Source organism: Paenibacillus sp. FSL R5-0475 (assembly GCF_038004585.1).
Lineage (GTDB): Bacteria > Bacillota > Bacilli > Paenibacillales > Paenibacillaceae > Paenibacillus_AQ.
This window is the reverse complement of record NZ_JBBORK010000001.1, coordinates 2,291,900-2,304,991: the sequence shown is the minus strand read 5'-3', so window position 1 is coordinate 2,304,991 and position 13,092 is coordinate 2,291,900. Positions and strand designations below refer to the sequence as shown.

The window sequence follows — 13,092 nt, the reverse complement described above, 5'->3', positions numbered from 1 at the left end:
GATAAAGACAGGGAGAGGCTGAACTATGATCACAGTTGAACACTTAGCCAAGGCAGTTGGGGAAGATAAGAATCCAGTTCTACAGGATATAGGGTTTCAATTAGAACCGGGTGAGTTCGTAGCAATACTTGGAGCTAGCGGTAGCGGTAAGACCACTTTACTGCGCTGTTTAGCGCTGCGTGAGAAGTGGGATAGAGGGAATTTTAGAGTGGACGGTACAGATATAATGGCGAGTGCCTTTACAGGTAAAAGAAAAATCCGCCGCGAGTGGGCATACCTGGAGCAGAATGCAGAGCTCAATCCTAACCGTACTGCATTGAAAAATGTACTGATCGGCCAGTCTTCACAAACGCCGTTATGGCGAATGGTCACTGGGATGGTACGTTCAGATGATTATATGGGTGCAATGGATGAACTGGACGCCCTTGGCCTCCTGGATAAGGCGAAGATGAAGACAAGTCAACTTAGTGGCGGAGAAAGGCAGCGTGTAGCGATTGCTAGAGCGTTGACTCACGGTGCTAAAGTGATTTTAGCGGATGAACCGGTTACGGGATTAGATCCTAAATCCGCGGAGAGTGTCTTGGAAACATTGCGGAAGCTGTGTAAAGAAACCGGTCTTACGGTTGTAACGGTGTTACCGATTGAATTAGCGGAACGTTTTGCTACGCGTCTATGGGTACTAGAAGATGGCAGAATTAAGCATGATATAAAGGGGCGTAGATTAACGTTCCAAGAACGTGCAAATCTTTAAATATAGGACACGGATAAGGAAAAGAGTGATGAAGTTGAATATGAGAAGTCTTAGGTGCTTTGTAGCCGCAACGCTGACGTTATCCGTACTGTCGGGTTGTACTTTCATCAGTGATCCTGTTTCTAAGATGAAATCCCCACAATTGTCTGCTGACAAAGCAACACTTATGGCTGCTATTAATTCACTTAAGCCCGCAGGTTCCACGTTGATTCGTCCGACCAATGACGATGATAGTACCATCTTTACTGAGGATCTCAATAAGGATGGAGTTATGGAGACGCTAGTGTTCTATAGGACTCCAGGTGAAGCCGTACAGATTCATGGGATGATACTGGAGAAACAGGGCGACACATGGGTCAAAAAACTTGTATTCGATGGCGACGGGTCTGTGCTGGAGTCGGTTGATTTGAAGGATATGACGGGTGATGGGAAGCTTGAAATTGTTACCGGCTATTCACAAGGTGAAGAAAAGGGTCTTGTCGTCTATAGCTATTCCAGCGGAACATTAGAAGAAGTGCTTTCACATCCTTATACTAAATATATGATTGATGATCTTAATGGGGATGGAATTGAAGACATAACCGTTGTTTACTTTAAAAGAAATGAATTTGCAACCATTTCGGTCTATCAGTACAATGATGGCTTTAAGGTACTCGATAAGCTTGATAATATCGATCCTTATTTTAATAATTATTACAATATTGTTGCAGGAAAAATCTCAGAGAATAAAGAAGGAATCGTATTGGATGCTGCGGTGGATTCCCAATCTGCCTATACCTCTATTGTCGTTATGGAGAATAACAAGCTGCGTGTGGTATTACCAGGCGATGCGCGGACTTATAAAGATCGTCGGATTGCAAGTGAAGATATTGATCATGATGGCATTATTGAAATTGGATTGCTTGAGGCGCCTAAAGGATGGGAGTATTTCGATCCAGCTGAAATTCCATACTTTACCTCCTATTATAAATGGGATGGGAAAGAAGGTCTGACCTTCGCAACCCAGCTATATCATGATCCATCGGATCGATTCAATATTAATTTTTCTCCGGAATGGCATGGAAAGGTGACAGTTGATACGAAATCGGTTCTGGATAAGAACCTTAAGTTTATCATGTCAGATACCGGTGAGACGGTTGCTGAGGTTTCCTTCTTTTCTCCTTCAGAATGGGATCGCGTAAAAAATGACGGTTGGGATTTGCTTGCACGTGATGCAGACAAGGTCATCGCCTACCGCGGTAAGTTAGAACAAAGTACAACAAAGGAAGGAAGCAATAAAATTGCTTCCCCTATAGAAAGGAAGGGAATAGATGAGTAAAGTACTGATACTGGAAGATGAGGAGTCCATTCGTAGTTTTATTGTCATTAACTTGAAGCGTAATGGGTTCGAAGTGATAGAGGCTGCGGATGGGCATGAAGCTCTTCACAAGTTAACCACGATCCCTGATATTGATATCGCTCTGTTGGATGTAATGGTTCCGGGTATTGATGGATTTGAAGTATGTAGACGGGTCAGAGAAACCAATGAGCGTTTGGGTATTATTTTTCTGACAGCCAAGGTTCAAGAGCAAGATAAAGTGTATGCATTGTCTGTAGGAGCGGATGACCATGTTAGCAAGCCATTCAGCCCGACAGAACTGATTGCTCGAATTCAATCTTTGCTGCGCCGAGTGAACGTTCATCGTGAACAGTCAGCGAAAGTTTCATTCGTTTCAGGGCCATTTACCTTGGATCTTATTTCCAAACATTTTAAACGTGATAATGAAGCGATTGAACTGACGCCAACGGAATTTTCGTTGATTCAATTCTTCCTCGAAAAAGAAAATACACCGCTCAGCCGCGATCTTCTGCTGGATCATGTGTGGGGCAAGGAGTATATGGGTGATCCCAAAATTGTGGATGTGAATATTCGTCGTCTGCGTCAAAAAATAGAGAATAATCCGTCAGAGCCAGAATTTTTGCAAACGGTATGGGGACACGGATATAGATGGAAAGGCCAAGTACAATGATTAAGAAGGGGATGCGCAGACAAATTGTTCTACACTACATTCTTGTAGTTTTTTTGGCGCTTCTCCTCGTAGAAGTTATCTTCCTGCTTGCCATCAGAACGTATTATTATGACAGTGTATATAGCAAGATGAAAAATCACATTACCACGGCAGAGTCGTTTTTTCATAAATACGAGCTAGATGGCGATAACAACTCGAATCAGCTGCAAGTACTGCTGGATAGATTTGAGCTGCCCAATACAGAGCTAGAAGTATTGACCATGAATGGTGACATGATTACCAGTTCGACCGGTTTTCAGCCTGATCGTACGATTACAACTAGTGACGTCCCTGAAGCGGTAGGGGGCAGCATTGGCCGCTGGGTAGGACGCCAGAGTGGTACTAACGAGAGTGTTATGGCTGTGTCCAAGATGCTGCAGGTTCACGGACGTGATACGTATATTCTTAGATATCTTACTTCACTTGAGGGTATCAACAACGATTTGCTTAATCTTACGTTACTGTCAATTGGGATAGGTGCAGCTGTTATGGCTGTAGTTATCGTGTTCAGCTTCGGACTTGCCAATTCAATCGTAAAGCCGCTCAATAACATTACGGCGGTATCAGCCCAAATGGCTAAGGGTAGATTTAATGTGCGGATTAAGGGGAATTACAAATTTGAGATTGGTGATTTGGCTTCAACGCTGAATTATATGGCTCAGGAAATTGTGCGCAGTAATCAGATTAAGGATGATTTCATCTCGTCCATTTCACATGAGCTTCGGACACCCCTTACTAGTATCAAGGGCTGGAGTGAAACCTTGGTCTCTGGTGGCTATGATCCGGAGGAGACGAAGCTTGGAGTCAGCATCATTTCCAAAGAAAGCGAACGCTTGATTGGTCTAGTAGAGGAGATTCTAGACTTTTCAAAGCTGCAGCAAAACCAAATGAAGCTGTCCATTGGGATTGTTGACGTGAAAGTGTTACTTCAGGAGACTATACTTAATATTTGGGCTAAGGCAGAGAAAAAACGGATTCACTTGCTTCTTGAATGTGAAGATGGGATCTATGTTAAAGGGGATGCCAATCGTCTAAAACAAGTGTTCTTGAATTTGGTAGACAATGCCGTGAAGTTTTCACATGAGGAGTCCAGTATAGAATTGTCTGCGAAGAGAATTTCGGCTACAGAGACTGCTATCATGGTTCGTGATAGTGGGATTGGGATTAGTGAAGCACATATCTCCAGAGTGAAAGACCGTTTCTTTCAAGTGGATGCGTTGAACGGGGGAACGGGCTTAGGTCTAGCCATCTCACAACAAATCGTGGAACTTCACCACGGGAAGCTTGAAATGGAAAGTGAGCTAGGTAGTGGAACTGAAGTTACCGTAATCTTGCCACTTACTGAGAAGCTGCCTGAAGTCAATTCAGATCATGTAGCACAAATAACAGCTACCTTACCTGAATCAGATGTCTAGGAGGTATGGAAATGGAAGTATGGGGGAATTCGATTAGGATCGTTCGTGGAGAACCTGATCGGACTGGTGATATCTTGAGGCTGCTGCAGGAAGCAGCAAATTGGATGGAACGAAATGGGATTAAGCAATGGACCCCCGGCCAATTTAACGAGAATGATATCACAGGCTATTTCACTGATAGGCATGTTTATCTTGCGATTGACGATGAAGCAGTAGTTGGAATGTTCACATTACAATTCAGTGATCCTCAATACTGGGGAAGCAAAAACGATGAGTCTTATGCATATTTGCATAGATTAGCTGTAGCGGGTTCACACCGCAGTCAGGGACTTGGTCAGCATATGCTTAAATATGCTGCGGTGCGAGCCAAAGAACTTGGCTGCAGAGGACTCAGATTTGATACCGTCGCACATAACATTAAACTCAATCGTTATTATCAGAGCATGGGTTTTCATTACATGGGTACTAACGATATGGGAAATGGTCGTTTAGTGAACCTGTATGAGCATTTTGAGGAACAACCTGATTCCGATCGTCTGATTCTTAGATTTATTTCTGAATCGGACTTTGAGCACCTGAAACGATGGAGTGTCTCACCTGAGTATCTGAAGCAATGGGCTGGACCTTCACTAACTTTTCCTCTTGACGATGACCAGCTTACTAAGTATTTAGATGGGGCTAATCATCCAGCGAATTCTGATCGCCTTATCTTCTGTGCGGTGCATGAAGCTACTCAGCAGGTCGTGGGACACATCAGTTTTTCAGCCATAGACCGGGCGAATCGATCTGCACGTATTGGCAGAGTAGTAGTAGATACTGATTATCAGGGCAGAGGCTTTGGAACAAGGATGATGAATGAAATGCTCCGGATCGGATTTGAGAGTTTGGATCTGCATCGTATTTCTCTGGGAGCTTTTGCTTTCAACACCGTTGCCCTGAAAACCTATGAAGCATTAGGCTTTAAGCGGGAGGGTGTAGAGCGCGAATCAGCGCTGTTTGGGGAGCAATATGTAGATTGTGTGGAAATGAGTATTTTAGATCGAGAATGGTTAGCGCTCCATGAATCATAAAGGTTAACTTCTAACAACCGAAGGGGCTGTTGCTCTGGTCATGTTCGACCAGGACAACAGCCCCTTTTTATAAATATAAGTATATATAGGTTTCACACTATACATTATCCTTATATTTCTCGCATAAACGCTTACCGTCCATTTGGGACGCCGAAGGCGTTTTTGCTTGATAAAGTATTTATATATATAATGGTTTTATGAAGGGAGAACTTCCCGTAGACGTCCTGTCTTCTCATAAACATCCTGAAACAGACGGGAGGGTTGATTTCGAACCGCTGGCTTAGGAGCTACGGTCTCATTGGGCCCAACAACTACAATATTATTAATACTTCCCTTGACGACAGCACCATCCTTAATAATGGCGCCTTCGCCAATAATGGCATTTTCGATCTGTACTCCACGTCCGATGCGAACGCCAGGCATAATAACGCTTTGTTTAATTTGGCTCATTTTTCCAATTTCCACACCATTGAAGATTACAGAACGTTGCAAGCTACCTTCTTGCGTGCAGAATTCATTCACGAGAGAGTCCGTTGATGGAATCTGAACACGTGGTTTATGAACAGCAAGCTTAGTCCGGCGACTCCGGCTATACATCGGCCAATGAGCTTTGTCGAGCTTCATGCCATTGTTTTTTTGCAGAAGATCCATATGTGCTTCCCAGAGACTACCCACAGTACCTACATCTCTCCAGTATCCTTTGAAGCGGTAAGCGAATAAATCATCATTCTGATCAAGCATCGTTGGTATAACGTCTTTACCAAAGTCATGACTGGAATTCGGATTAGCTGCATCCCGCAACAAGTGCTCCTTCAGATAAGCCCACTCAAACAGATATATACCCATAGAAGCTAAATTACTTTTAGGTACTTTTGGTTTTTCCGCAAACTCAGAGATTTTTAGTTCATCATTTACGTTCATCACTCCAAAACGACTAGCTTCATCCCACGGCACCTCCATTACGGAGATGGTGGCTTTTGCAGCCTTCTCTACATGGTAATCCAACATTTTTCGGTAATCCATATGGTAAATATGATCACCGGATAGAATGAGAACATGTTCTGGATTACGGCTATCGATATACTCAATGTTTTTATAAATTGCATCAGCAGTTCCTGTATAGCTGTCTCTGCCTTCAACACCGGAAGGAAGCAGGGTTACACCTTTATCCTTTTGACTATGTAAGCCCCAAGGCTCACCTTCACCGATGTGTTCATGTAAGGATTCAGCTTCATATTGCGTCAGGACACCTACTGTATCAATTTTAGAATTTACACAATTACTTAGTGGGAAATCAATAATTTTATACTGTCCACCGAAAGGGACTGCAGGCTTAGCCATACTGGAAGTCAAGGGAGCCAATCTGCGGCCTTCCCCTCCTGCCAAGAGCATGGCGATACAATCTTTTTTGTTATTCATTTGTTATCCCTCCCATTTATTTTGTCAATGCTTGATATATAAACTCACGACAAGCACTTGAAACGACATAGGTGAAGTATATTGCTGTGTAAAAAGAAAAATTACAATTAATATTTCTTTATCAGAAAATCTTTTGTTTTCACATCAAATCATTTTCAAAATGGTAATATTCGGTTAATGTAATAGGTACAAGCATTCAAAAAAGGTGGTGTAGAATTGGCTGAAAAAGCAACAATCGATACCCTTCCGTCAGCTGCTGATATTTATTTGTTCCATGAGGGCACCAATTATCGCAGCTATTCTATGCTGGGTGCGCACACTGCCGCTGAAGAAGGCGTTACGGGCGTGCGCTTTACCGTGTGGGCTCCTCATGCGACATATGTAGGACTAGCTGGTGATCATAATGGCTGGGATGGAACGCAGGACATGGACTCGTTATATAAGATACCCGATTCAGGATTTTGGAGTCGTTTTTTTCCGGGAATACAGCCGGGAACTTTTTACAAATACAGGATTGTTGCCAGTGATGGCTCCAGCTTCCTAAAAGCGGATCCTTTTGCCTTCAAAGCTGAGGTTCGACCGGCGACTGCATCCGTTGTTACGGATCTCAGTGGTTATCGTTGGGGAGATGCTACATGGCGGAGAAAGAGTAAAGCTCCATATCATCAACCGATGAACATTTATGAGATGCATTTTGGAACTTGGCGTCAGAAAGAAGACGGGGAATTTTACAGCTATCAGGAAATGAGTGAATTATTAATTCCTTATTTGGTGGAAATGGGTTATACCCATGTTGAGTTTATGCCGCTTGCTGAGCATCCATACGATTTGTCATGGGGCTATCAAGGGACGGGGTATTTTGCGGCTACGAGCCGATATGGTGAACCCCATGAGTTGATGTATTTAATCGATCATTTGCATCAAGCTGGAATTGGTGTCATTCTGGATTGGGTTCCGGCCCATTTTGCAAAGGATGCACACGGTTTAAGAATGTTTGATGGCTCGCCACTTTATGAATATGAAGATCCAATGTTAGCGGAAAAACCAGGCTGGGGAACCCTATCGTTTGACTTCAGCAAGCCTGAGATTTCTTCGTTCCTCATTTCTAATGCACTCTTTTGGTTTGAGTATTATCATATTGACGGGATGCGTGTAGATGCGGTTACCAGTATGCTACGTCTCGACTTTGAGAAACAAGCTCATCAATATCGACGTAATGTGAATGGTGGTCTGGAGAATTTAGAAGCCATTAAGTTTATTCAGAACCTGAATAAAGCGATATTTCAGTATTTTCCTAAGGCATTAATGATGGCAGAAGAATCTAGTGCTTGGCCGGGAGTTACAGCGCCAGCTCATGAAGGTGGCCTCGGTTTTAACTACAAATGGAATATGGGATGGATGAATGACACCTTGGGCTACATAGAACATGATTTTTGGGGGCGCCCTCATCATCATAATTTATTAACATTTCCAATATGTTATGCTTATGCCGAAAATTATGCATTACCTTTATCACATGACGAGGTTGTACATGGCAAGAAGTCGTTACTGGACAAAATGCCCGGTTCTTATGAACAGAAGTTCGCAGGACTTAGGCAACTGCTCGGTTATCAAATATCCCATCCCGGAAAGAAACTTCTGTTCATGGGAGGAGAATTTGGTCAATTTATCGAATGGAAGGATCAAGAGCAGCTGGATTGGCTACTGCTGGACTATGACAGCCATCGTGGTATGCTAGCTTACACTGCTGCACTTAATAAACTGTATCGCTCGGAGAAAGCCCTGTGGGAGCTTGATCATTCCCAAGAGGGTTATCAATGGATTGATGCAGATGACAATGAACAAAGCGTAATTTCATATCTGCGTAAAGGCAAGAAGCCTGGAGATACGTTGCTGTTTATCATCAATTTTCAACCTGTCCAGCGTCAACAGTATCGTATAGGGGTTCCACGCCCAGGGACTTATGAAGAACTTTTTAGCTCGGAAGATGTAGCGTTCGGAGGTTCGGGTATACACAACTTGCCTCAGAAGAGCAAAAAGTTAGAATGGCATAATCAGGTGAACAGTATAGAGCTAACATTACCGCCTCTTAGCTTCCTGGTGTTTAAGAAAACGTCACGAGTGGGTAAGAGTAAAGAGGCAAATGAGTCATAGATTAAAGAACGAATAGAGAATCCGTACACTTTAAAGGGGGAAATAATCATGAAAGTTTTATTTGCCGCAGCTGAAGCTCATCCATTTATCAAAACGGGTGGTCTGGCCGATGTCATTGGGGCATTACCTAAAGCGCTGAAGGGTGCCGGGGTGGATGTACGAGTGATTTTGCCTAAATATCGTGGGATTCCAGAAAAGTTCACTTCAAAAATGGAGCATTTAACAGAAGTTTATGTGCCAATCGGCTGGCGTAATCAGTACTGCGGAATCGAACATATGGTTTATGACGGTATCCCCGTTTACTTTATCGACAATGAATATTATTTTGGACGGGACGGAATCTACGGATATATGGATGATGGAGAGCGCTTCGCGTTCTATAATCGTGCGGTGCTGGAGTGTCTGCCAGCTATTGATTTTCAGCCGGACGTCTTGCATTGCCATGATTGGCATGCGGCTGTAATCCCAATGCTGCTTCAGGGTCATTATCGACACAATCCATTTTACAGCGAAATGCGAAGTGTATTTACCATACATAACCTGTTGTATCAGGGTGTGTTTCCTTACGAGGTGCTTGGGGGGCTATTGGGTCTGGACAGCAGTTATTTTGGCGGCGTGGAGTATTATGGGAATGTGAATTTCTTAAAAGGTGGCATTGTATACAGCGACCGTGTCACCACAGTAAGTCCAACCTACTCGGAAGAAATTCGAACACCTTATTATGGTTACGGACTGGATGGATTGTTGAATGCGCGAGCGGATGTTTTGAGCGGTATTGTGAATGGAATAGATACAAAAAGTTATAATCCTGCAACAGATACAAGTCTTGTTACCCGTTATCGTTCTAATCTGGCGAAGAAAACGGAGAACAAATTAGCCTTGCAGGAGGAATTAGGACTACCTGTGGATGCTAATATTCCGATGGTGGCTATGGTTACTCGTCTTGTGGATTCCAAAGGTTTAGATTTGCTTACGCGTGTATTGGATGAGCTATTGTATAAGGATGACATTCAATTTGTTCTGCTTGGAACGGGGGATGAGTCCTATGAGCGGTGGTTTAAGGAAGCGGCTTGGCGTTATCCGACAAAGCTATCTTCACAAATCCTCTTTAATGATGCACTCTCACGCAAAATATATGCTGCTAGTGATATCTTTCTTATGCCTTCCAAGTTTGAACCTTGCGGGATCAGTCAACTTCTCGCTTTACGCTACGGAAGCATACCTGTTGTGCGGGAAACTGGCGGCTTGAATGACACCGTTCAAGCTTATAATGAAGAATCCGGTGAAGGGAACGGCTTTACATTCAGCAATTACAACGCCCACGATATGATGTTTACACTTCGCCGGGCGATCTCATTATACAAGCAGCCTGAACATTGGAAAAAGATTACGAAAAACGCATTCGCTGGCGATTATAGCTGGAATGTATCGGCGCAACAGTACATTGATATTTATAATGAAATTACGGAATAAGGATTCATTAGATTCCGTAATAGGTTAATAAGGGAGTGCACTGAAGTATAACTCATACTTTAGTGCACTCCTTTTTTTGATGAAAATTAGGGGCGATTTGCCGCATGATTTGGTTAAGTTAGGGAATAGTAAAAATGTATAAAATTATATAAAATTTGAATAAATGTTGAATAATATGTTTCAGAAGAATGAATTCTTTGCTTTGAAACCCAATAAAAGGAAGTTATTGTCACAATTATGCCTTTGCATATTCATGCGTTCTGATTTATAATAAGTCGGTCAAAGAGACAACTTGGATTTTTTTCATACGAATAGGGGAGATATAGAAATGAACAAATGGGGTAAACTTAGTTTAGGTATGTTATTAGCAGTAGGCCTGTTGTCAGGCTGCGGTCAAAATAAAAATGATAGTGATACCGCTGCAAGTGGAAATGCAACTAACGGTGGGGCTACTAAGAAGCTTACTATGGGCACAAGTGCAGATTTTCCTCCGTACGAATTCCATAAAGTAGTAGACGGTAAAGATACTATCGTGGGCTTCGATATCGATATCGCTAAGGAAATTGCTGCTGATATGGGTGCTGAACTTGTAATTAAGGACTTGCCATTCGACTCACTACTAAACGAATTGTCCAGCGGAAGAGTAGATATTGTAATTTCTGGACTTAGCCCGACGGAAGAACGTAAAAAAGCTGTTGACCTTTCAGACATTTATTACAAGGCTGAGCAAGCGATTGTTGTGCGCGAAGCGGACAAAGATAAATACGCCACTATGGATGCTGTAAAAGGTACCAAAATTGGTGTGCAGACTGGATCCATTCAAGAAGAAATTGCTAAAGGGATCGAGGGAGCGAAAATCACTTCGCTTGGTAAAATCTCCGAAATCGTTCTACAATTGCAATCCAATCGTGTAGATACTGCTATCATTGAAGGGCCCGTCGCTAAATCATTCGTTAAGAATGTTCCTGGTCTTGTAATTACTGATGCTAAGCCAGAAGTTGAAGATGACGGTTATGCTATTGGTATTAAAAAAGGAAACAAAGAGCTACTGGATCAAGTAAACAGCACACTGACACGTTTAAACTCAGAAGGTAAAATTGATGAGTACGTAACGGCAGCTAGTGAGCTTGCAGATAGCACGAAGTAAAGAAACAACGGATATTTTTAAAGTCTGCTAAAGTAAATTGTATGTGTATACAGAAAATAGCGACAATAAGCTATTTTCTATTTTTTTGGAGATGGGAGGATAGGTTATGGACATTACTTTATTTAAAATGGCTTATGATTATCGTGATTTTTTCCTAACCGGTTTGCAGTATACCTTGCTGCTTGCTGTTCTAGGCGTCTTCTTTGGTTTTATTCTAGGGATTATTATTTCCTTGCTACGTATGTCCAAATGGGGTGTGCTTCGCTTCTTGGCAACAGCCTGGGTAGAATTCCTTCGTGGTACACCTATGCTTGTACAACTGTTTTTGATCCATTATGGATTGGCAACATTCGGGATTGAGTTCACACCGATTCAGTCGGGGGCAATCACTTTATCCATTAACAGTTCTGCTTACCTTGCAGAGATTTTCCGTGCTGGGATACAAGGGGTAGATCGTGGACAAATGGAGGCAGCCCGTTCGCTTGGAATGAAGCAAGGGATGACTATGCGCCATATCATACTCCCGCAGGCACTCAAGAGTGTTCTTCCGGCAATCGGAAATGAATTTATTACCATTATCAAGGAATCATCGATTATTTCTTTTATCGGCGTTACGGATTTGATGTTTCAAGCACGTACGGTTACAACGATTTCTTACGATGGTATGACACCACTTGTAATTATCGCATTTATGTACTTTGTGCTGACATTTACGCTATCGAAGATCCTAGGTAGACTGGAAAGGAGGCTGAATACCGATGATCGCCGTTAAGAACTTGCAAAAAAATTACGGAAAGCTGGAAATTCTCAAGGGAATTGACTTGGAGATTCATAAAGGTGAGGTCGTCGTCGTTATCGGACCGAGTGGATCGGGTAAAAGTACCTTTCTACGCTGTTTGAATCTCCTGGAGCAGCCAACTGGTGGCGAAATTACTTTTGAAGGTGAATCTATTACCTCCAAAAAGCACGATATTAATGTCACACGTGAGAAGATGGGAATGGTATTTCAGCAGTTTAACCTCTTTCCTCACAAAACAGTTCTACAGAACATTACACTAGCACCGATTAAGGTGAAAAAACAGCAGCAGTCCGAAGCTGATAAATTCGCAATGGAGCTGCTCAAGACTGTAGGCCTAGAAGATAAAAAGGATGCATATCCTGCTCAGCTGTCCGGAGGACAGAAGCAGCGGATCGCGATTGCCCGTGCGCTGGCGATGCAGCCTCATGTGATGCTCTTTGACGAGCCAACCTCAGCTCTTGACCCAGAGATGGTCGGTGAGGTGCTGGAGGTTATGAAGAAGCTTGCAGAAGATGGGATGACAATGGTCATAGTTACGCATGAGATGGGCTTTGCACGCGAAGTGGGCGACCGTATTCTATTTATGGATGGCGGCGTGATTGTAGAGCAAGGTACACCTGCACAAGTATTCGGAAATCCTCAGCATGTACGTACACAGGATTTTTTAAGTAAAGTGTTATAAGTAAGTCAAATTGTAGCGGCGCTCGGGCAAGTTATCCGGGTGCCGCTTTATTTTTTTAACAGTTGCGTAATTTGAGGATATAATGGACTGAGTTCATTTATTTATGTAAACCATGTATAATAGATGGTCAAACA

General features: G+C 42.8%; 11 protein-coding genes. 10 read left to right on the top strand and 1 reads right to left on the bottom strand.

Annotation, left to right across the window (positions count from 1 at the left end):
- The first annotated feature begins 25 nt into the window (after nucleotides 1-25).
- From MKX41_RS10180 to MKX41_RS10160, 5 genes are read left to right on the top strand one after another with little or no spacing between them, the layout of a single operon-like run.
- Nucleotides 26-751: a phosphonate ABC transporter ATP-binding protein gene (locus tag MKX41_RS10180; RefSeq protein WP_076283562.1), complete on the top strand. Its 726-nt coding sequence runs from the start codon at nucleotides 26-28 to the stop codon at nucleotides 749-751.
- A gap of 28 nt (nucleotides 752-779) precedes the next feature.
- Nucleotides 780-2,069, top strand: coding sequence for a hypothetical protein (locus MKX41_RS10175; protein ID WP_231573283.1), 1,290 nt, complete (start codon nucleotides 780-782; stop codon nucleotides 2,067-2,069).
- Complete coding sequence (locus MKX41_RS10170; protein ID WP_042128265.1) at nucleotides 2,062-2,760, top strand: response regulator transcription factor; 699 nt, start codon at nucleotides 2,062-2,064, stop codon at nucleotides 2,758-2,760. Before MKX41_RS10175 ends, MKX41_RS10170 begins: the two co-directional genes overlap by 8 nt.
- The gene (locus MKX41_RS10165; protein ID WP_042188776.1) at nucleotides 2,757-4,214 is read left to right on the top strand and encodes a sensor histidine kinase; all 1,458 of its coding nucleotides are present in this window, start codon (nucleotides 2,757-2,759) and stop codon (nucleotides 4,212-4,214) included. Before MKX41_RS10170 ends, MKX41_RS10165 begins: the two co-directional genes overlap by 4 nt.
- A gap of 11 nt (nucleotides 4,215-4,225) precedes the next feature.
- Nucleotides 4,226-5,284, top strand: a complete 1,059-nt coding sequence (locus MKX41_RS10160; protein ID WP_052404317.1) for a GNAT family N-acetyltransferase — start codon at nucleotides 4,226-4,228, stop codon at nucleotides 5,282-5,284.
- A 195-nt stretch (nucleotides 5,285-5,479) separates the two neighbouring features.
- On the opposite strand, the gene MKX41_RS10155 is transcribed toward MKX41_RS10160, so the two are convergent.
- Nucleotides 5,480-6,703, bottom strand: a complete 1,224-nt coding sequence (locus MKX41_RS10155) for a glucose-1-phosphate adenylyltransferase (protein ID WP_076283564.1) — start codon at nucleotides 6,701-6,703, stop codon at nucleotides 5,480-5,482.
- 216 nt (nucleotides 6,704-6,919) lie between these two features.
- Between MKX41_RS10155 and glgB the strand changes: the two genes are divergently transcribed.
- From glgB to MKX41_RS10130, 5 genes are all read left to right on the top strand, one after another.
- The gene (glgB, locus tag MKX41_RS10150; protein WP_340970124.1) at nucleotides 6,920-8,857 is read left to right on the top strand and encodes a 1,4-alpha-glucan branching protein GlgB; all 1,938 of its coding nucleotides are present in this window, start codon (nucleotides 6,920-6,922) and stop codon (nucleotides 8,855-8,857) included.
- A 48-nt stretch (nucleotides 8,858-8,905) separates the two neighbouring features.
- Nucleotides 8,906-10,330: a glycogen synthase GlgA gene (gene glgA / locus MKX41_RS10145; protein ID WP_340970122.1), complete on the top strand. Its 1,425-nt coding sequence runs from the start codon at nucleotides 8,906-8,908 to the stop codon at nucleotides 10,328-10,330.
- A gap of 328 nt (nucleotides 10,331-10,658) precedes the next feature.
- Nucleotides 10,659-11,477: a transporter substrate-binding domain-containing protein gene (locus MKX41_RS10140; protein WP_042188769.1), complete on the top strand. Its 819-nt coding sequence runs from the start codon at nucleotides 10,659-10,661 to the stop codon at nucleotides 11,475-11,477.
- Nucleotides 11,478-11,583: 106 nt separating this feature from the next.
- On the top strand, nucleotides 11,584-12,249 hold the full coding sequence (locus MKX41_RS10135) for an amino acid ABC transporter permease (protein WP_060623393.1): 666 nt from the start codon (nucleotides 11,584-11,586) through the stop codon (nucleotides 12,247-12,249).
- Nucleotides 12,236-12,958 (top strand): amino acid ABC transporter ATP-binding protein, encoded by a 723-nt coding sequence (locus MKX41_RS10130; protein ID WP_042188767.1) that lies wholly within the window; start codon nucleotides 12,236-12,238, stop codon nucleotides 12,956-12,958. The genes MKX41_RS10135 and MKX41_RS10130 overlap by 14 nt, the downstream gene beginning before the upstream one ends.
- Nucleotides 12,959-13,092 lie beyond the last annotated feature (134 nt).